Below are 18,477 nucleotides of genomic sequence, written 5' to 3' on the forward strand. Positions count from 1 at the left end.
AACTTTCCATACTATTCATGAGCCATACTGTCCATTTCATCTACTTGTTTTCGAGTCATTAAGCCAAGTTCTATAACTGTCTCAGTATCAAGATAAATAGGTGCTACATGGTATTTGTTCATGAATTCTTTGATTCCTATTTGATGTTGCTCCATGTGATATTTATGGGATAAAGACATTAATAACAGTTTTCTATGATCCACTTTTTTTCTCTTACGGTTACCAACAGCATTGTAATGGGCAATTTCAGCGTTTGGTTGCCCACTTATGCAACAGATACGATATTTCAAACATAAATAGAAATAATGTTGTTGATTTTTAGGTATCAAGTTGATTTGTATTCCTTTTGGTAGTGGAACCTCATGCTTAAAGACAAAGTCCAAAATCAAGTCAATAAACAATGTTGCTTCTTCCTCTGAACAATTCGATAAACTGAAATTGTCGTATCCGTAATAAAATTCAAAGTGATCTCTAAACCATTGGCGCATATATCCTCGCTCTATTCCCATCCAGTCGTCACAATCATTACATAAGGCAAAGATAAATTTTCTTTGTGCCGCTGTAATTTTCCGTGCATCTTTTACATCGACTTCCACAGTAGGAACTGCCCCATCTGAAAAAGTACTAATTCGTTTGATATTTGCTTTATCTTCCAATTCTAGAGTTATCTTGTTCCCAGAAACACTTATCAGTTTCCCAAAAACTTTCACTCTTAATCACCAACGTCTTCCATTTTTATACCCAAGCCCAAAATATATTGTCTTGCTTGGATCAATAAATGTTTTGGTCCAGACAGTTTAACTAAAATAGTATTTTCTTTTGCTGGAATATCAGGAAATGGATCATCAGGATCGAAAGGAAATTCATCTTCAAAAAGATTTTCTGATACTACCTCTCCAGTTTCTGGGTTGAAAGAAGTTCCGCTTTCTGATACTTTCAATTCTTCTTTTTCGAGTTTTGACATAGCTTCTTCATACTCTTGTTTAGCATTCTTTTCTCGAATGGCTTCATCCATCATCTGAATCAATTGAGTAGGAGTCCCCCCATTTTTGACTTGTACTGTCCATGATTCAGGTTCCAAACCAACAGCTTGTGCGTAATTAGAAACAATTACAATATCGTTTTCTAGTTGTCTTTTTCTTTCCGCAATTTGATTTAAACTAAAAGAAATAGCTTCAATAGTTTTTTTCGTAGGCTTGTTACTTTTGGTAAACGATCCGGAAGGCTCCCACCACGAGTTATGGATTTCGATTTCTTCAAAATCTACATTATGTGTTTCACACATTTCTTTAACCAGTTGTTCAATAACTTGCCTTCTTTTTTGTTGTTCAATTTCTTCTAATTCTTTAATCCCTTGATCAATAGGGGCTAATACTTTTTCGATTTCCTTTTGCTGTTCCTTAACCCATGTTTCAAATTGTGATAGTGGTAAATTGAAACTTTTCTTAATTTCCTTTCGCTTCTCATCAAGTCCTTTTTTTACCTTGTTGATTTCAACACGAACATTTTTTGCATCAGCGACATTATTGGGATCAATGATCAAATTTTCATATTTATTTGCATAAGCCTTAATCGCCTTTTCAAACTCTTCTTTATTTGCAACAGTAATCTCAGATTGTTTAAAATCAACCGAGAAGTTCAATTCATTTTTTAAAGCAACTTCGTTTTTCATTATTGCCCTCCCATTTTTTTGTTAAGGTAATTCATCAATATGCCGAAACCATCTGGCGTTAATTTAGCCAAATCAGGCTCTAACTTCAGATAAGGGAATAATTTGTTTACTGCTTGTTCTAACTTCATATTTTGCTGTTTAGCAAACTCAGTCATTTTTGAAACAGCAGTTTGTTTTTGACTATCCGTTAAAATGCTTTTACTTTTTGGAGGCTGAGACTGTTTTTTACTTGCTGATTCTTTTGTTTGTTTAGCATATTCATCTGTGTCAGCATCTTTTGTATCATCAATTAAGAACAAACCATTCATCGCATATTTCCGAGCATAAGATGAAGCTGTTCCAGTAATTTGAGAATCATCCATTCCTTTCTTGTCCTTCGATTCCCTCGCATAGCCATGCACTTCGACATAATTACCATCACTATCTGAAATAGTTGCGGTTGCCTTTACATAGTATCTTTCACCTATGAGTACTAATTCATCACTAACTGTTAACTGTAATTGCTCTCTTGCTAGCAATGGTTTTAGCGCTTCGTTTATATCTTCTAGTGATCGATATTTGTAATTACCAAATTTATTGAATTGCCCTTTTGGTGCCTTAAGCTCTGTCTGAATAGTTACTACTTTTTCAGTAAAAGTTTTCTCGCTCATTGCCTACCTCCTAAAATTCCCAAAATAATTTAACTGAGCCATCTTCACGTTGAATGTTCGAAACACCTTCATTTTCCAACGCTGATAGAAATGATGGTGTCAGTCCTTTTGAACGAACAGTACAACTTGTTTGACCTTGAGAAGCCGCAGTCAAAATTTGTTCTTGGATGTCTTGTTGCGCCTTGTTCATCATTACTTCGAATATTTCATCGCCTAATCCAGTCACTGAAATCATTTTTTTGTACCTCCCATTCCATTGGATAAGAATTTAAGGAAGTCAGTAAAATCTTTGATTGTCTCTTCTGTAACTTCATCGCTGTATTCACGTTCAATACCAAACCCTTTGAAAACTTCACGATGGCCGGGACAATCACAATCGCTATATTCCAATTTTTCTTTTGTTTTTTCATATTGTTCAAGAACCCCTAAACCGACTAGTATGTCGCTGCCTCCTTGTGCAATGATTGTTTCGCCTTCTGAATTGACAATACTTAACGACATTCCGGCTTCTTGCTCTTGTAGCTCATTCGCTAATTCTTTAATTAAGTTTTCAATTTTTACGTTCATGTGATAAAATCTCCTTGTGATTTTTATTTTTGTGGACACGATTATGCTTGGCGGCGGTCGTGTCTTTTTTTAGTCTGATATTCAGCTTCATCTAGTCCTGCGAACATCCATACTAAATAGGCAATTACCCCAATCAAAGCTTGTTCACTTCCCCAGATACTCAGTAGATAAATGATGATTGGCGCGCTGAATACGATTGTTGTATTAAGTTTGTCCATGTATTATCCCTTCTTATATTTTGTATTTAGCCATTAGCTCATCGATGTCTTTCTTGTCGTATCTTAAGAAACCATCGATACGAATTTCTTTTAGTCCATGAGCTATTAGTTTTTCAAAACCTTTTTCGTTTACACCTCCTACATATTTTTTTGCTTCGGTTTTTTTTAGATATCTTGTTTCTGACAAGTTTTTAGTTGAAATCTGCTTAATTGCATCTTTTATGATTTCTACAATCGCAACTCTCAAATGGGTTAAAAACTCATCACTAAGAATGTTCATTTCAATCCTCCTATCGAATTCTATAATCACGAATAATTTCCAAAATAGTTTTATTCGCTTTTGGCCCGCTCCAATGACCATCAATGATTTGTTGCATTCGAACTCGTGTATACCCATATGCAGTAGCTAAATCATCCACAGTAATTCCATTTGCTTTCATGAACTTCTTTATTGCTTCACGACCGTTATCCAAATTTGACACATCCTCACTTCCTTTCTTGTCCTCATCCCTTTTATCGAAAGATTAATAGGTTCAAATAGTTCCCAAATAAAATACAAATAATGATACTCGTTGCATAAATCACCTTCTATACTTTTTTAATGCTTAAATATGTAAGTTAAAATGATAGAAAAATTTATAAAGTTCATTGACAATTTTAACCCTATCGGGTAACATCAAGACATAGCAAAAAGCCTGTAATTATAACCTTTAACATTTTGAAAAGTCGGCAAACTTTCGTATTGAAGGTCTATATTTTTTGGTTTTTTCTATCAAATTAACTTACAAGAAAGATAATAACCCTAAAAGGATAATTTGTAAATAGTTTTTTTGACCTTACGGGGTAAATTTTATCTTTTCATGTCGGAGGAACCTTGATATGACAACATTTGAGAGAATAAAAGAATTGGCAAAAAAAAGAGATTTATCTATTAAAGAGCTATCTAGTCGTGTTGGTTTTGGACCAAGTACTATTTACAAATGGAAAACTCAAGAGCCTAAATCTGAGTATTTAAAAAAAGTAGCTGATTATTTAGGTGTATCAACTGACTATCTTTTAGGTAGAGACGATGAAACCAACACTAACAAGATTTCTGAAATAGAATTAGAGAAAGCATTAGAAAATGCTATGACTTGGAACGGTGAACCTCTAACTGACAAAGATAAAGAAGCAGTAAGAATTTTTTTGGAGGGAAGAAAAAGTAAATAATGAGGTAGGTTGATGAAAATTGGAATATGTTAAATCAGCTTTAAGTGAAAATGGTATTGAAATTATTATTACAGACATTGATAATAAAGGTTTTTATTTACCAAAGTATAAAACAATTTTCGTAAATCAAAATTTATCAGAAATGGAACAAAGAAAAGTAGTGTTACATGAAGCTCGTCATGCTCTAGATCATAATGAGCTTACGGCTCTTTATCAGCAAGCTGTATTCCATTCGAAGATGGAGTATGAAGCAAATAAATTTATGATAAGAAAACTATTAAAAGAATACGTTCAAAATAGTTTTGTCCATCTTAGTGAATTTAATTACATGACGTTTATGGAAATATATGGGATTGACTTATATTATGAGGAATACGTTAAGCAGCTTATTGTGCATTATGTAACAACAGGCGAATATCTAAGAGTAGTTGGAAGGAAGATTAATCAATGAAAATAGGAATGAGAAAGCCGAGTATAAAGAAATCAGTTAGCGCTCGAACCACTGGTAGAGCTAAGCGCACTGTGAAAAAAGCAGTAATTCCTGGTTATGGAAAGAAAGGAACTGGCTGGATTAAAAATCCAAAGAAAGCTGCATATAACAAAGTATATAAGAAAACCACCTTCAGTTTTTGGGATTTATTCAAATAAAAAAGCCCGTGCTGCAACACGGACCCTTTCCTCACCTTACAGTGATATCAATATTATTATACTTAATTGATTGTGAGGAATGTGATATGAAAAGGCAAAAAATAAATACAAAAAATGATTCAAATGGTTGTTTAGGTTGTTTAATGATAATAGTAATTGTCCTAGTTACATCGTTTGGTGTCACCCTTTTTAATAGTTATTCTCATAGAACTGAAGAGAAACCTCAAACTATTGAAGAGAAATTGAATGAAGTTAGTAAAAATACAGAGCTTAAGGTTGATGGTAAAAACGCAATAATAACTATCAAAGATGAAATCATTACTTCAGGTAACACATTTATAAATATAGCCTTCCCTGAGCTTGCTGCAAAAGATTTAAAGGTAGTTCAAAAAGAAGGTTACGAAAATATTATTGTCAAAGTAAATACTGATTTTTTAGATGAAAAAGGAAATAGCTCAGAAGGAGTTTTAATTTCAGCGATGTTTGAAGATTCTACAATTAAGGACATCAATTTTGATAATTGGGTCGATCAAGTAACTGCTGATTCTGAAGCTTTTTATGATTTATCATCCGCATATTACATTCAACCAAGATACTACATGGATAACAAAGATGATAAAACAGTCCCTAAAATGGCTGCCAAAACTTTAACAAACGCATTTTGGAACGAAAATGGTTATTAATATATAAAAAAGCACACTTGCCGCCCGACCAAGAACGCAAATGTGCAAAGAACTACGGTAAAGTAGGTCTATTTGTTGTACCCTATTTTACCATCTCGAAATCCGCTGTACAACCGAACAAACGTACGAAAGGAAAGATTGAAGATGGCGAAACGAGAAATCGATAAACGCATTAAAAGCTATTTGACAAAAAAGAATGAAACAAAATACATGTTCTACATTTACGCCGGTGTAGATCCAATGACTGGCAAGAAGAGAAAAGTGAAAAAAATGGGCTTTAAAACTGCTCTTGAAGCAGACCGAGCTTTAAGAAGGATTGAAACTCAAGTAAAAAATGAAGGTGCTGACTCAGTAAAAGTAAAGCAAAGTAAAAAATTCTTGGAAATATATAATTTATGGTTCGAAAATTATAAAAAAACTGTAAAAGAAAGTACTTGGGCATCTACCGAAGAAATTTTTAGGCTTCATATTCTACCCGTCTTTGGAGAAAACTTTATAAACAAAATAGACGTATTTTTTTGCCAGAAAGCTGTGAATGAATGGTCAGAACAATATCCAAAAACATTCAAAAAATATAAAAACTATACTTCCAATGTTTTTGACTATGCTGTTTCAATTCAGGAAACAGAAAGCAATCCTATGAAAATTATCACAGTACCAAAGGGTGAAATCCTAAGAATAGAAAAAAAGGATGTTGAATTTTACACTAAAGATGAGTTACTAGAATTCTTGAATGCTGCTAAGCGAGAAAAAGACACTATTTATATTTTTTTCTATTTGTTAGCTTATACTGGCTTACGCAAAGGCGAGGCGTTTGCTCTGACATGGTCGGATATTAATTTTAGGACAAATACCCTAACCGTCAATAAAACTATCACAAGGGGCAAAAATGGGCGTTTAATTGTAAATGAGCCAAAAACGAAAAATGGAGTTAGAACTATATATTTAGATCATGAATTATCAAATGCTCTAAAAAAATATAAAAAAAGCAGTAATAAACTTACTCATATTTTCGACAGTACAAATTTAATTTTTTCCAATAATGGAGAATTGTATAATCCAACAATTACACGGTTTTGGTTAAAACAAATTTATAAGAAAAACGAAAATCTGAAACGAATTTCCGCTCATGGATTTCGACATACACACGCAAGTTTACTTTTTGAATCTGGTGCTTCTCTAAAAGATGCTCAAGCAATATTAGGACATGCAGACATACAAACAACAGCGAATATCTACACGCACGTTACAGAAAATAAAAATAAGACCACTATTTCTAACTTTTCAAATTATATGAAAGGATGAATGGGATAAAGTCAAAAAGGGGTACTAAAAGGGGTACTCTTTTTTAAAAAGAAAGCTATCCGGCAAACGCCAGATAGCTCAGAAACGTTGATATAAAGGAAGGTACAGGATTTGAACCTGCGCGCCGGTGTTAGCCGGTTCGCCGGATTTCGAGTCCGGTGCATTACCACTCTGCCAACCTTCCATGCCTACTATTTTTAATCTTTTTTCTAAAAATGTCAAGAGGTATTATGCACTCTTGTTAATCTTGTTTGTTTTGTAAACTGGTCATTTAAATACCATAACTGTTATGTTTAAATCCAAGAACACTGTTCAAGTTATTCGCTAAGAATAAAGTAGCTTATGCAATATTCATCCTCTCGCACCATCTACAACTGAATAAACGGCGGTAACCTCTTCGAAAAAATAAGGCGCCATCCACATAAATTTGAAGAACAAATTTCGTGGATGGCGCTTTATTTCTCGAGGCTAAACACTTTTGTCACAACCTCATGATGTGGCAATTAGCGTATTTTTTCTGGATTTTCAATTGCAAGTACGGAATCGACCGTCGTTTTGATGATCGAGATGATTTGCTCTTCTGTAGGATGCATGATACTAGAAGACATCAATGAAGCGATACCAGTGATAGTTACCCAAGTACCAGTATGCAGTGCATCGATATATTCTTCCGATAAATCTTTATAACGTGCGTCCTCTTTTAATAACTTGCGGAAATAATTATAAGAAAAATCATGCATCTTTTGACCATTTCCATGCTCATCGATATATAAAGCCATATAAAGGCTATGGTTTTTCTTAGCGAAATAAATATAATTCAATCCTAAATCGATGATTTTATCTCCTGTACGCTCTACAGGAAACACTTCTTCTTCTAACTGTTGGAAGATAACATCTAATAGCGTATTTTTTAAATCTTCCATATTTTTGAACTCTAAGTAAATCGGTTGGGTAGATATCCCCATCTTCTTCGCGATATTTCGTGCAGTGAAACCTTTAAATCCTTCTTTAGCAACAACTTCATATGCAGCTTTCAGAATTTGATCCTTCGTATAGACTTTTCTTCTCATAATAAACTCCCCCACTTCATGCTACAGTCTCTGTTCTTTTATTTTAACCGATATTGATCAATTTTTGCAAATAATATACCTAAATTGTTATATTTTAAAGCATATATGTGTTTTTTATTGGTTTTCTCAATTTTCTAAATATTTTTTTACGTAATTTGTTTCCCCTTACAATTTTTGATTTTGTGTTGAATTTAAGTTGACCTAAAGTTTTCTTTCAAGTTATAGTTAAATAAAAAGGAAAAGAAGGTGTGTAATGAAGAATAAAAGTGACGTTATTTATATTCATCCTAAAAAAAGAATCATTTCTCAAAGGAAAAACTATTTTTACCTTATTTTTTCAGGATTGTTTTTTTTGATTATTGGCTTGCTCAGTGATTCTTTGACAAATAATCTTGTTGGACTAACGGTCATCATGACCTCTCCAAGTAATCTCTTGACTGATTATATTGCTTTAGGCGGATTTGGAAGCGCATTTATGAATGTAGGCTTACTTACACTCTCTTCTGTGTTACTCGCCTATCGCCATAAAGTCATGTTGAATGGTGCGATGTTTGCTTCCATATTGACTGTCGCGGGTTTTTCATTCTTTGGGAAAAATCTATACAATTCCATCTCCATTATCCTCGGTGTTTATTTATATGCCTATTTTATGCACAAACCATTTTCTCAATATGTAATGATTGGCTTATTTGGTAGTGCACTCTCTCCAGTTGTCAGCTATATTACGTTCGGGATGGGTTTACCAATCCTTCAAGGTGCTTTCTTGGGTAATTTAGCCGGTTTGATCGTTGGTTTTTTATTGCCGATCCTAGCTGTTCAGACTCTGACCTTTCATCGTGGTTTTACACTTTATAATATTGGTTTTACTTCAGGGTTGATTGCTATGTTGGTAACAGGTATTCTTCGGCAATTTAGTTATTCGATCGAAGTACACTCGATTCTTTCGACTGATTACCACCACGAATTGACTTGGATCATCTTTTTATTCTTTTTATCAACCGCTGTTTGTGGCTTCTTCTTTAACGCATCCAAATTGAAAGGGCTACGTGAAATCTTTGAGTCTTCTGGAAAACTTACAACAGATTTCATCGGCACATCAGGTATCGGCGCCACCTTGATCAATATGGGCTTGGTTGGCTTGTTATTGATGTCTTACGTCTTGCTGATCGGTGGTGTGCTAAATGGGCCTGTGGTGGGAGGAATCATCTCAGTGGCTGGTTTCAGCTCATTCGGAAGTCATGTTAAAAATTGTTTTCCGATTTTGATTGGTATCTACATTGCCTCAATATTAGGAACGATGCATGATATGACCGATACGACCATGCTCGTAGCTGCGATTTTCGGTACAGGGCTTGCCCCGATCAGTGGATTTTATGGCGGCGTTTATGGAGTGATTGCAGGCTTTTTACATATTACTCTTGTCCATAATCTCAGTAACTTGCATGGAGGATTGAATCTATATAATAGTGGGTTTTCAACGGGATTTATTGCTGGTATACTAGTGCCTATCCTAGAAAATTTTACGTTTACCGGGAAGGGAAAGAACGCACATGGAAATGGAAAAAGAACTATCAAAGAGGATCATTGATGAATTTCTCACGTATCTTTACGAACACGAGATCAAGGAGATTCGTATTGGCTTAGAGTATACAGATGAAGGACTATATATCGAATTCCAAGGAACAACAAAAAATCCGCCAAAAGATTTGAATACATTGGCCTCACTGTTGAATACACCTAGAGATCCTAGTATGGAGATCTATTACCACGAGTTGCTAGGCACCCCTTCTCATGGCCAAGAATCCTATCGATTACTTGGGAATCTGATCGATGATGTAGAAATCATGTATGATTCGCCAATTTTAAACATCAAGATTTTTCGCCGAATTTAAATGTGAAATAGCCATGAACCTTTTATAGATCATAAAATTAAGTAAATAAGACTCTAGATGGATGTTTTATTTTGTTTCATCCTCTATACTTGGTTTGAACTTACAAAATTGTTTGTTGTTTCTCACTTGAAATAGTGGCGCGCAGTTACGCTTTTCAGGTAAAATACAATTATCAGATGAAAACCTCGAAGGAGTTGACTAGGGATGAACGTTGCAGTATCACGTAAATTAATGAATATTATATCGATCATCGGTATTGGTTTTTCAATTGCACTTACGATTTATTTTATTAATCTAGGCGTCTTTAAAGATTTGAACGCATTAAGAGGTCTTGTAGGTGATTCAATTATTTTAGGACCGATAATCTTTATCTTGATCCAAATACTGCAAGTCGTTATACCGATCATTCCTGGGGGGATCAGCACCGCAGCAGGTGTCCTGATTTTTGGTCCTTACGCTGGCTTTATCTATAATTACGTTGGTATTTGTATCGGTTCGATCATTATTTTCCTATTAGGTAGAAAATATGGAAAACCATTTATCCTGTCGATGATTAGTGATAAAACATATGACAAATATATTGGTTGGTTAGAAAACCAAAGTCGTTTTGAAAAGCTTTTTGCGCTAGCGATCTTCTTACCAGTAGCACCAGACGATGCCTTGTGTTTAATGGCTGGCTTGACAAATATCTCAGTCAAAAAATACACGTTGATTATTTTGATTGCTAAACCCTTATCGATCTTTTTGTACAGCATGGCATTGATTTATGGTGGTAACTTCCTGACTGGCTTGTTAGGATAATTTCTTAATAGATACACTGTGAGTACTGCAATGAAAGATTCCTGCAGTACTCCTTTTTTATGTTTTTTGCGCTATAATGTTAGGAGTAGGTGATAATAATGATCGTTTATTTAAAACGAAGTTTAGGAAATGCTTGGGACTTCCTTAAAGGAACACAAGCTTATTTTCGTGATGTAGTTCTGATGCATGGGTTTATTTTGTTTATTTGTTTGCCTTTGCTTGGTAGTATGACACGCTTGATTTTACAACGTGGGTCGATCGATTATCTTTCAACGGATAATATCCCCACACTGATTTCGCAACATCCAGGAGTTTTCTTCTCCTTGATTGCTGTCTTATTGTTGATTTTGCTCTTAGTCTATTTTGAGTTTACTTTTTTGCTAATGAGTGTTTATTTCATCAAAAAACAAGAACCAATTTCATTGAAGCAATTATTGCAGTTGACCATCCGACAAATAAAAAAAGTTCGTCCGATGATTTTTTTATTTTTCTTAGCTTACTTTTTTTTGATTTTACCAATCAGCGGATTAAGTTTTAATTCAGACTTACTTTCTAAAATAAAAATTCCTGCATTTATTATGGATTTTATTTTCACTAACCGCTGGATCATCGTAAGTTCTTTTCTACTTGTCTATGTCTTCCTCGGCTATATCGGGATTCGTTTAATCTTTGCATTACCTGAAATGATTTTAAGAGATCGCCCTTTTCGTGAAGCGATCCGTGAGAGTTGGCGTTTGACCAAAGCACGTTTTTTTGCGATTTCAGGTCAATTTTTAGTGATCAGTGGTACGATTTTATTGATTTCAACAATCAGTTACTTGGCAATCTTGTCAGGTCAGATCTTTGTTGAGGAATATTTCTCCGATTACTCATTGATTAGTGCTGTTTTTGCCATGACACTCTTACAAGGCGTTCTTTTGTTCAATATTGTGATGTCTACCGTCGGAATTTTTTACGTCATTGTAGACTTTATGGATGATGAAGGTTTCTTACCAGATATTCCCAGCTGGTTCTCTTCACAAGAAGTGCCCAAAAAACACACAGCTTTAAAAAATACTGCGTTTACTTTATTTGCTGTTTTCTTTGGTGTTGGTGTTTGTATTTACAATATGAATTACCTGACATCTGCTTCTGAAACAAAACCTTTAACGATTTCCCATCGTGGCGTTAGCTTAGGGAACAGCGCACAAAATACGATTGCTGCACTAGAAAAGACGAGCAAAGATTATCATCCAGATTATGTAGAAATGGACATCCAAGAAACAAAAGATGGTCAATTCGTGGTCATGCATGATTTCAATTTAAGAAATTTGACTGGAGTCAATAAAGCACCGCAAGACCTAACTTTAGCAGAACTGGAAAAATTGACTGTGACTGAAAATGGTGCCAAAGAACCATTGGTTTCATTCGATACGTATTTAAAACGAGCAAATGAATTGAACCAGAAGTTGTTGATCGAAATCAAAACGACTCGAAAAGATTCGGATAATTTAGTCAAAAACTTTGTTAAAAAATATGAAGAAACTATTTTAATACATGGACATATTTTACAAAGTTTGACTTATCAAACAGTCTCAGATCTAAAAGCTGAAAACCCCAATTTTTATGTTGGCTACATTTTGCCTTTTAATCTAGTTGGCCCTCCAGTAACACCTGCGGATTTCTTAACCATGGAGTACAGCACGATCAATCGTAACTTTATTGATTCTGCCCATCAGGATGGTAAGAAAGTCTATGTATGGACACCTAATGATTCAGACGACATGAGCCGAATGATGTTTTATGGTGTAGATGGTATTATTACAGATGATATGCAAGCATTGAATGATACGGTCAGAGAGTCAGAAGGAGAAATTACTTACTCAGACAAGTTATTAAACTTTGTTCTAGGTGTTGGTTAATATAAAAACGTGTCGCTCACTATCCCATCGGATAAGTAAGCGACACGTTTTATTTAGTTTATCTTTGCTTTGATTCCTTAATAGCTCGAACGACTGCTAAAACAGCAGGTATAGCAGATATAACTGCTAGAAAAATGCTTAATTTACCAGAATTTTTTCTTTTTTGCATAGCGATTCGCCCCCCTTTCTTTTATTATAATGAAGTTTGCGAAATATCTCAAAGCAAGTGTTTGCTCAACGCTTTCAATTTTCACTATTTTGATTCCTGTTTTGCTATTATTCCAGTCATTTCAACCCAAAATATGACAATTTTGTTTGAACATTATCCCCCACTGTTCGTGAGTCCAAACCAAAAAAGAGATACACTGGGCTTAAAGAGGTGAATAATGATGGTCTATATTCAAACTGGTATATTTATCTTATTAATGATTGGATTATTGATGGGAATTTCAGAGAATTAATTTCAAGTAAACTAGCAACAGCTATCTTATAGCACATTGATTGCCCAAATTTTAGAATGGTGCTAAACTTAAGGTGTATTCGGAAGTTTTATGAAAAATTTCATGAATACACAAATACCAATGAAAGGAGAAATATCTATGACATTCACAAAAACAAGCATCAGCTATCGTGTAGCATTTGATAGTTCAACGAATCGCTTCATGGCAATCGATGCAATGAACGAACAACACATCGCTTATGGGATCACCATTGAGCAAGCAGTAAAAGCGCTACACGAATCTAACTAAGGAGTGTTCCCTTTTCATGTCAGCTGATAATTCTATAGAGAATTAAAAGACGTTTTTGGCTAAACGAGCCATAGAAACGTCTTTTTTGTTTGCTCCAAATAATAAGAATATCCTTGCAGTACTTTTTAAGAAAATCCTCTCGATCATTTTTTGTACTTCCCCTGCTCCTCTGAGAAATCACGCCATTTTTTCAAACGTACTTTAACAAAATCAGGTACAGGTATTCCTAGTTTCCTTAGATTTTCAATAACAGACAAGCCATAGATGGCAGAATACGAGAACACCAAAGCAATACCAATTGCTTCAAATCCTGTAATCTTTAGATAGGGATAAGCAATCATAACAATAAGGAAAATCAGTAAATATTTGATCACATCTTTCATCACAGAACGTTTAAATCGTTTCTTTTTCCCTGTTTTCAGACAGATACCGCTAATAAAATCAAGACATAGAATCAATACAAAAATCTGAATGTACACATTATTTACAAGATTTCTAAACTCATTCAATACCACAGCATTCTCTACAATCATTTTGCTCACCCTCCACTTTATGGAATACCTAACCTTTGTTTATCCTTACCCATCGCAACCTGCTACTACATTGTTAATTAGAATTCAATGTTCATCATCTTTGACACCAAATAACTTTTAAGCTATTATAAAGTCATTAGAAATAAAAAGAATACGCTTTATCTTAATATGATCGATTGAAAGAACTTTTAAGTGACTGTATTCTTCACTTTTCGAACAATTGAATCAATCTATAAGCAAACTATAATAGCTTAAAAGCTAATTGTCAACTATAATAACTTTTATGCTATCCAAATATCAAGAAAGGTGGTTCCTTATGACACTCGTTGCGCGAATCAAACAATTAGCAGAAGAAAAAAACGTAACCTTTGCTGAAGTCGAACGTGCCGTGGGAATCTCTAATGGCCAGATCAGAAGATGGGATCGTGTTTCACCAAAGTCGGAAAATTTAAAAAAAGTTGCAGATTATTTTGGGGTAACAACTGATTTCTTATTGGGCAGCAACCAAGCGCCAAAATGGGCAAATAAAGATGATTTATTTGAGTTAGACAAAATGCTCAATTCAAATGTCAACATGGCGTATGGTGGAGAAACTTTGACAGAACAGGAAAAGCAACGTGTAAAAGATGTATTGACGGGACTTTTCTGGGAATTTCGAAAACGCGGCAAAGAGAAGTGAGCATATATGGAGATGGATATTATCAAACTAGTAAGCGAACTGAAGCGTACCTATGATACCGCCAATCCTTTTGTGATTGCTGAAAAATTAGGAATAGAAATCAGATATGTTTCTTTTCTCGATAATCCAAAAGGACAGTTTCAAGAACTATTAGGCTCCCCTATTATTTTATTGAACAACTCACTGAAAGAATCAGAAGAACGTTTTTACATTTGTGCCCATGAACTTGGACACGCTTTGTTCCATCGGGAAATATCTAGTTACTATGTGTCCTCTAGAAATTCAAGAAGCAAATCTGAAAGCGAAGCCAACTGCTTTGCTTCGAATTTGATCGTTTCCTTGTACAAAGAAGATACGGAAACTTACCCAAGAGAAGTGGAAGAGCTGACAAGACTTTATGGCCTTCCAGAGAGTTGTTATCGGTTTTTGATTTAATACAGAATAAGCTACAGGTCTTTTTTTCTAAAAGTCTTGTAGTTTTATATTTTTTTCATCTAATAGCTATTTTCATTCATTAAACTTATTTAATATTAACAATCAATATATGGCATCTACCTCTAAAAGTACAATGAAAAAACCTCTATTTTCTTCTATAAAAGACAAAATAATAAATTTAGAAAAAGTATAATTCACTCATTATATATAACTAGTTTATTTTTTTCGTATTATAGCAAATCATCTATTTCAATAACAATAATAAAATTATAAAACAAACTAATCATATTATTTTTAGAGAATTTCTCGTAAATTACTTATTGTGCTACATAACAAACCCTTTATATAAAAACGAATGATAAAGCAACACATTAATTTTATTTTTTTCATAACGTTATATAACTCAATTAACATTAAATAAAAATAAATTGTTTTAAATAATATTTTACAATAACATCTAAAATATGTTACCATTTTATAGCAAGCGCTTGCAAAAAAACTATATGGAGTGTCATTATGAAAAAAAAACTGAATGTTAGTGGTTATATTGTTGCATTATTTTGTTTAGGAGTTTTTTTCTCTCTGTGTACTGTAAATACTTTCGCTGATTCAGATAATAATAGAGCGATTGATTACGATTCTGAGAAAAAGAATGCTTTACAAGCTGGATTTACTGAAGAACAATTTGAACAAATTATGAAGATTCCTAATTTTACAAAATCAACCAGTGATGAAACTATTGCCCCCTACGCTTCTATGACTCCAAATCAAACTAAAGTTATCAATAAAGCAATGGAACAGATAGGAAAGCCTTATGAGTGGGGAGCATCTGGACCTAATTCTTTTGATTGTGGTGGTTTGGTAAAATATGTTTACAAACAGGCCGTAAACATGGAATTGCCTATGGGTACAACAAATCAAGAAACATATGGTACGGAAGTAAGTTTAAATTCTTTATTACCGGGCGATTTGTTGTTTTACGGAACACGTGGTAATACTTATCATGTAGGCATTTATAAAGGTGATGGCATTATGATTCATGCGCCTCAACCTGGACAACCAGTCACCACTGTGAACATTCAATATTTCTATCCTAGTTTTGCAAGACGTCTTCTATCTTCTGAACCAGACTACCCATTTACAGAATACAATAAAATGGTAACAGTTACTCAAGCATGGTCCATATGGTCAGACTTGCAGTTTAGTAGAGAGATTAAAAAAGCAACAGTTGGAGATAATTATAAAATCGGAAAATTATATACTAATCCTATTAATAACGCCAAATATGCAGAAATATTAGATAATGGTCAAACGTATGGTTACATTAATTTTGATGCTGTGAAAGAATTAACTTCTGATCAAATAAATCGGTATTTGACTGCTAAGGCTAGTGGACAAAAAATATGGGGAAACTTAGAACAAACAAATATAATCGGCCAGACTGCTAAAGACAAAATTTATTTTGTAAAAGGTGCCTATAAATTAGGAGATGGTAAGTACCTGTATTCAATTTACAAGCACCAAAATTCTTCCGAATGGATTGGCTACCTAAAAGCTGATGACAGTTTGGCTTATACTCCAGTCGAAGAAATAAATCAGACAATTACGGTCACAAAAAGTTGGTCGATTTGGAATAACCTTCAATGGGAACACGAAATTGAAAAACCAAAAGTTGGTGCTGTTTTCTCAGCAAGATTAAAATTAACAAATGTTGCCAATAATGCAACTTATTATAAAATATATAAAAATGGAAATTTTTACGGATTTATCAACGTCGAGGCTGTTAGAAATTTGACAACGACAAGCCATAATAAATATGTCACATTTACTAATAATAATGAAGATTTTTGGTCCTCACTTGATACAAATTACTCGAAAGGAAAAACTGAACAAGGGCGTGTATTTTACATTAGTGCCTCCTATGATACTGCAGATAATCAACCGATCTATTCGGTTTATACAGATGAAACTTGTACTGAATGGCGAGGTTATTACAAAGGAAATAATTTTGAAGATACATTGATTACAACGCCAAATAATAAGCGAGTAAATGTTACTAAAGCTGGTTACACCATCTGGGGTGATTTAAACTTTTGGACAAAAACCTCCCTCTCTGTGATTGGTAATCATTACAATGTGAATAGAAAATTCTACAATTCAGTTAGTAATGCTAGTTACTACGAATTGCTAAAAGACAATAAAATATATGGGTATATCAATTCTGAAGCAGTTGAAGAAGTAAGCGTAACTAGTCACAATAAGTATGTGACTTTCAATACAGATGGGGAAGATTTCTGGACATCATTAGATACTAACTACTCGAAAGGGAAAACTGAACGAGGCCGTGTTTTCTATATTGGCGTCTCTTATGATACACCAAATAATCAGCCAATCTATTCTGTCTATACAGATGAAACTTGTACTGAATGGAAAGGTTATTATAAAGGAAATAATTTTGAAGATACAAAGATCACTCTTCTAAATAACGCAACTGTACAAATCACTAAATCAGGATATACTATTTGGGGAGATTTAAATTTCTGGTCTAAATCATCTATTTCAGTAATAGATGATAAGTACACTGTCAATCGAAAGTTCTATAATTCAATTAATAATTCAAGTTACTATGAATTACTAAAAAATGGTACAATTTATGGATACATTAATACAGAAGCTGCGGATCAGATAAATTGAGCATTTTGAAACAGTAAGCGATTTGCTTACTGTTTTTTTCTTCATCACCAATTCTGCTTTTTTCTTTCATCAACAAAAAATATGCTACAATATCTTTATAAAATTTCAGGAGAATGGACTATGAATTTTCATCCTCAAAAAAGTATCATGCATAAATTGATTCAGTTACAAAGGCAAGATCATTCCATCGTTGCTGCTGTTGTAGACAACAATAATATGATTATATCCATCGGAAAAACTACTGTCTTAGATAATCATGATCCCACTTCTCACGCTGAAGTAAACGCCCTCAGAAGCGCGTGTAAGCAATTAAAAACACATATATTACCTGAGGGTTATTGGTTATATAGCACTTTTGAACCATGTCCTTTGTGTAGCTCAGTGATTATTTGGGCAGGTATAGATGGAGTAGTCTATTCGAATAATCCAACTTACCGAGGTAAAGAAGAAAACTGGTCTTTCATTTCTTGCGAAGAGGTTCTTAAAAAAGGCTCTTACATTCACGATGTTTCATTGATCAAAGACTTTATGATTGATGATATAAAAGATTATTTTACTTAACTATTGTAGTTTAATAAATAGTTAAGTAAAATTTTGTCTCGGATTTATTCGTTTTGAATCTAAAAAAATAATAAAATCTTATGACAAGTTTTTTATTATACTTTTCCTATTAAATTCTTTTCTATCACCTGTACCAACTGTCTAAACCAATCATTTCCCTTATAGTTAGCCCCTTTTAGCCAGATGGACTATCTATTTGCCAAGATCAAG

24 protein-coding genes and 1 tRNA gene are annotated in these 18,477 nt (G+C 33.8%); 14 read left to right on the forward strand and 11 right to left on the reverse strand.

The genetic code is table 11. The features are described 5' to 3' along the window. Positions 1 to 11 precede the first annotated feature (11 nt). Genes EM4838_RS08565 through EM4838_RS08595 form a run of 8 tightly spaced genes read right to left on the reverse strand, consistent with a single transcriptional unit; the run spans position 12 to position 3,589 of the window. The gene (locus EM4838_RS08565; RefSeq protein ID WP_071866795.1) at positions 12 to 710 is read right to left on the reverse strand and encodes a putative HNHc nuclease; all 699 of its coding nucleotides are present in this window, start codon (positions 708 to 710) and stop codon (positions 12 to 14) included. Between the two features lie 2 nt (positions 711 to 712). Beyond that, positions 713 to 1,672 carry a DUF1351 domain-containing protein gene (locus EM4838_RS08570; RefSeq protein ID WP_071866796.1) on the reverse strand — a complete coding sequence of 320 codons (960 nt, stop codon included), beginning with the start codon at positions 1,670 to 1,672 and terminating at the stop codon, positions 713 to 715. Beyond that, entirely contained in the window at positions 1,672 to 2,322 is a 651-nt protein-coding gene (locus EM4838_RS08575; RefSeq protein WP_071866797.1) for an ERF family protein, read from the reverse strand. The genes EM4838_RS08570 and EM4838_RS08575 overlap by 1 nt, the downstream gene beginning before the upstream one ends. 10 nt (positions 2,323 to 2,332) lie before the next feature. After that, on the reverse strand, positions 2,333 to 2,557 hold the full coding sequence (locus tag EM4838_RS08580) for a hypothetical protein (RefSeq protein WP_071866798.1): 225 nt from the start codon (positions 2,555 to 2,557) through the stop codon (positions 2,333 to 2,335). After that, positions 2,554 to 2,889, reverse strand: coding sequence for a hypothetical protein (locus EM4838_RS08585; protein ID WP_071866799.1), 336 nt, complete (start codon positions 2,887 to 2,889; stop codon positions 2,554 to 2,556). The genes EM4838_RS08580 and EM4838_RS08585 overlap by 4 nt, the downstream gene beginning before the upstream one ends. Positions 2,890 to 2,930: 41 nt before the next feature. Further along, positions 2,931 to 3,107 (reverse strand): hypothetical protein, encoded by a 177-nt coding sequence (locus EM4838_RS16595; protein WP_169823218.1) that lies wholly within the window; start codon positions 3,105 to 3,107, stop codon positions 2,931 to 2,933. A 13-nt stretch (positions 3,108 to 3,120) separates the two neighbouring features. Further along, the gene (locus EM4838_RS08590; RefSeq protein ID WP_071866800.1) at positions 3,121 to 3,387 is read right to left on the reverse strand and encodes a hypothetical protein; all 267 of its coding nucleotides are present in this window, start codon (positions 3,385 to 3,387) and stop codon (positions 3,121 to 3,123) included. A 10-nt stretch (positions 3,388 to 3,397) separates the two neighbouring features. Beyond that, entirely contained in the window at positions 3,398 to 3,589 is a 192-nt protein-coding gene (locus tag EM4838_RS08595; protein WP_071866801.1) for a hypothetical protein, read from the reverse strand. A gap of 397 nt (positions 3,590 to 3,986) precedes the next feature. Between EM4838_RS08595 and EM4838_RS08600 the strand changes: the two genes are divergently transcribed. From EM4838_RS08600 to EM4838_RS08620, 5 genes are all read left to right on the forward strand, one after another. Beyond that, positions 3,987 to 4,316 (forward strand): helix-turn-helix domain-containing protein, encoded by a 330-nt coding sequence (locus EM4838_RS08600; RefSeq protein ID WP_071866802.1) that lies wholly within the window; start codon positions 3,987 to 3,989, stop codon positions 4,314 to 4,316. Between the two features lie 19 nt (positions 4,317 to 4,335). Next, entirely contained in the window at positions 4,336 to 4,767 is a 432-nt protein-coding gene (locus EM4838_RS08605; RefSeq protein WP_071866803.1) for an ImmA/IrrE family metallo-endopeptidase, read from the forward strand. Further along, entirely contained in the window at positions 4,764 to 4,964 is a 201-nt protein-coding gene (locus EM4838_RS08610) for a hypothetical protein (protein WP_071866804.1), read from the forward strand. Before EM4838_RS08605 ends, EM4838_RS08610 begins: the two co-directional genes overlap by 4 nt. Before the next feature lie 86 nt (positions 4,965 to 5,050). Then, positions 5,051 to 5,647, forward strand: coding sequence for a hypothetical protein (locus EM4838_RS08615; RefSeq protein ID WP_071866805.1), 597 nt, complete (start codon positions 5,051 to 5,053; stop codon positions 5,645 to 5,647). 144 nt (positions 5,648 to 5,791) lie between these two features. Beyond that, positions 5,792 to 6,952, forward strand: coding sequence for a site-specific integrase (locus EM4838_RS08620; protein WP_071866806.1), 1,161 nt, complete (start codon positions 5,792 to 5,794; stop codon positions 6,950 to 6,952). A 96-nt stretch (positions 6,953 to 7,048) separates the two neighbouring features. Here EM4838_RS08620 and EM4838_RS08625 read toward each other — a convergent pair. Further along, positions 7,049 to 7,136: transfer RNA gene (locus EM4838_RS08625), tRNA-Ser, on the reverse strand. A 319-nt stretch (positions 7,137 to 7,455) separates the two neighbouring features. After that, positions 7,456 to 8,022, reverse strand: coding sequence for a TetR/AcrR family transcriptional regulator (locus EM4838_RS08630; protein WP_023519894.1), 567 nt, complete (start codon positions 8,020 to 8,022; stop codon positions 7,456 to 7,458). A 253-nt stretch (positions 8,023 to 8,275) separates the two neighbouring features. Between EM4838_RS08630 and EM4838_RS08635 the strand changes: the two genes are divergently transcribed. The 5 genes from EM4838_RS08635 (at position 8,276) to EM4838_RS16600 (ending at position 13,365) form a co-directional block, all read left to right on the forward strand. Further along, on the forward strand, positions 8,276 to 9,610 hold the full coding sequence (locus tag EM4838_RS08635) for a DUF1576 domain-containing protein (protein WP_071866807.1): 1,335 nt from the start codon (positions 8,276 to 8,278) through the stop codon (positions 9,608 to 9,610). Beyond that, a complete protein-coding gene (locus tag EM4838_RS08640) occupies positions 9,579 to 9,914 on the forward strand; it encodes a hypothetical protein (RefSeq protein ID WP_176285314.1) in 336 nt (111 codons plus the stop codon). Before EM4838_RS08635 ends, EM4838_RS08640 begins: the two co-directional genes overlap by 32 nt. Positions 9,915 to 10,118: 204 nt before the next feature. After that, positions 10,119 to 10,715 carry a TVP38/TMEM64 family protein gene (locus tag EM4838_RS08645; RefSeq protein WP_010735121.1) on the forward strand — a complete coding sequence of 199 codons (597 nt, stop codon included), beginning with the start codon at positions 10,119 to 10,121 and terminating at the stop codon, positions 10,713 to 10,715. Positions 10,716 to 10,816: 101 nt separating this feature from the next. Next, positions 10,817 to 12,616 carry a glycerophosphoryl diester phosphodiesterase membrane domain-containing protein gene (locus EM4838_RS08650; protein ID WP_177187683.1) on the forward strand — a complete coding sequence of 600 codons (1,800 nt, stop codon included), beginning with the start codon at positions 10,817 to 10,819 and terminating at the stop codon, positions 12,614 to 12,616. A gap of 599 nt (positions 12,617 to 13,215) precedes the next feature. Then, complete coding sequence (locus EM4838_RS16600; protein ID WP_010735118.1) at positions 13,216 to 13,365, forward strand: hypothetical protein; 150 nt, start codon at positions 13,216 to 13,218, stop codon at positions 13,363 to 13,365. 143 nt (positions 13,366 to 13,508) lie between these two features. Here the strand turns inward: EM4838_RS16600 and EM4838_RS08655 are convergent, their stop codons facing one another. Further along, positions 13,509 to 13,898, reverse strand: a complete 390-nt coding sequence (locus EM4838_RS08655; protein ID WP_071866810.1) for a phage holin family protein — start codon at positions 13,896 to 13,898, stop codon at positions 13,509 to 13,511. Positions 13,899 to 14,214: 316 nt separating this feature from the next. On the opposite strand from EM4838_RS08655, the gene EM4838_RS08660 reads away from it, so the two are divergent. From EM4838_RS08660 to EM4838_RS08675, 4 genes are all read left to right on the forward strand, one after another. After that, a complete protein-coding gene (locus EM4838_RS08660) occupies positions 14,215 to 14,577 on the forward strand; it encodes a helix-turn-helix domain-containing protein (protein WP_071866811.1) in 363 nt (120 codons plus the stop codon). A gap of 6 nt (positions 14,578 to 14,583) precedes the next feature. Further along, positions 14,584 to 15,012: an ImmA/IrrE family metallo-endopeptidase gene (locus EM4838_RS08665; protein ID WP_019722947.1), complete on the forward strand. Its 429-nt coding sequence runs from the start codon at positions 14,584 to 14,586 to the stop codon at positions 15,010 to 15,012. A 516-nt stretch (positions 15,013 to 15,528) separates the two neighbouring features. Continuing rightward, positions 15,529 to 17,706 carry a C40 family peptidase gene (locus tag EM4838_RS08670; protein ID WP_081367429.1) on the forward strand — a complete coding sequence of 726 codons (2,178 nt, stop codon included), beginning with the start codon at positions 15,529 to 15,531 and terminating at the stop codon, positions 17,704 to 17,706. 120 nt (positions 17,707 to 17,826) lie between these two features. Further along, entirely contained in the window at positions 17,827 to 18,267 is a 441-nt protein-coding gene (locus tag EM4838_RS08675; protein WP_071866812.1) for a nucleoside deaminase, read from the forward strand. The last annotated feature ends 210 nt before the right edge of the window (positions 18,268 to 18,477 follow it).

It is taken from the genome of Enterococcus mundtii, assembly GCF_002813755.1.
Lineage (GTDB): Bacteria > Bacillota > Bacilli > Lactobacillales > Enterococcaceae > Enterococcus_B > Enterococcus_B mundtii.

Excerpts from the sequence above, each read along its gene's own strand:
- EM4838_RS08675 (WP_071866812.1), top strand. The coding sequence starts at position 17,827 with ATGAATTTTCATCCTCAAAAAAGTATCATGCATAAATTGATTCAGTTA.
- EM4838_RS08645 (WP_010735121.1), top strand. The coding sequence starts at position 10,119 with ATGAACGTTGCAGTATCACGTAAATTAATGAATATTATATCGATCATC.
- EM4838_RS08635 (WP_071866807.1), top strand. The coding sequence starts at position 8,276 with ATGAAGAATAAAAGTGACGTTATTTATATTCATCCTAAAAAAAGAATC.
- EM4838_RS08590 (WP_071866800.1), bottom strand. The coding sequence starts at position 3,387 with ATGAACATTCTTAGTGATGAGTTTTTAACCCATTTGAGAGTTGCGATT.
- EM4838_RS08620 (WP_071866806.1), top strand. The coding sequence starts at position 5,792 with ATGGCGAAACGAGAAATCGATAAACGCATTAAAAGCTATTTGACAAAA.
- EM4838_RS08640 (WP_176285314.1), top strand. The coding sequence starts at position 9,579 with ATGGAAAAAGAACTATCAAAGAGGATCATTGATGAATTTCTCACGTAT.
- EM4838_RS08670 (WP_081367429.1), top strand. The coding sequence starts at position 15,529 with ATGAAAAAAAAACTGAATGTTAGTGGTTATATTGTTGCATTATTTTGT.
- EM4838_RS08630 (WP_023519894.1), bottom strand. The coding sequence starts at position 8,022 with ATGAGAAGAAAAGTCTATACGAAGGATCAAATTCTGAAAGCTGCATAT.
- EM4838_RS16595 (WP_169823218.1), bottom strand. The coding sequence starts at position 3,107 with ATGGACAAACTTAATACAACAATCGTATTCAGCGCGCCAATCATCATT.
- EM4838_RS08570 (WP_071866796.1), bottom strand. The coding sequence starts at position 1,672 with ATGAAAAACGAAGTTGCTTTAAAAAATGAATTGAACTTCTCGGTTGAT.
- EM4838_RS08610 (WP_071866804.1), top strand. The coding sequence starts at position 4,764 with ATGAAAATAGGAATGAGAAAGCCGAGTATAAAGAAATCAGTTAGCGCT.
- EM4838_RS16600 (WP_010735118.1), top strand. The coding sequence starts at position 13,216 with ATGACATTCACAAAAACAAGCATCAGCTATCGTGTAGCATTTGATAGT.
- EM4838_RS08615 (WP_071866805.1), top strand. The coding sequence starts at position 5,051 with ATGAAAAGGCAAAAAATAAATACAAAAAATGATTCAAATGGTTGTTTA.
- EM4838_RS08575 (WP_071866797.1), bottom strand. The coding sequence starts at position 2,322 with ATGAGCGAGAAAACTTTTACTGAAAAAGTAGTAACTATTCAGACAGAG.
- EM4838_RS08665 (WP_019722947.1), top strand. The coding sequence starts at position 14,584 with ATGGAGATGGATATTATCAAACTAGTAAGCGAACTGAAGCGTACCTAT.
- EM4838_RS08600 (WP_071866802.1), top strand. The coding sequence starts at position 3,987 with ATGACAACATTTGAGAGAATAAAAGAATTGGCAAAAAAAAGAGATTTA.
- EM4838_RS08580 (WP_071866798.1), bottom strand. The coding sequence starts at position 2,557 with ATGATTTCAGTGACTGGATTAGGCGATGAAATATTCGAAGTAATGATG.
- EM4838_RS08660 (WP_071866811.1), top strand. The coding sequence starts at position 14,215 with ATGACACTCGTTGCGCGAATCAAACAATTAGCAGAAGAAAAAAACGTA.
- EM4838_RS08655 (WP_071866810.1), bottom strand. The coding sequence starts at position 13,898 with ATGATTGTAGAGAATGCTGTGGTATTGAATGAGTTTAGAAATCTTGTA.
- EM4838_RS08585 (WP_071866799.1), bottom strand. The coding sequence starts at position 2,889 with ATGAACGTAAAAATTGAAAACTTAATTAAAGAATTAGCGAATGAGCTA.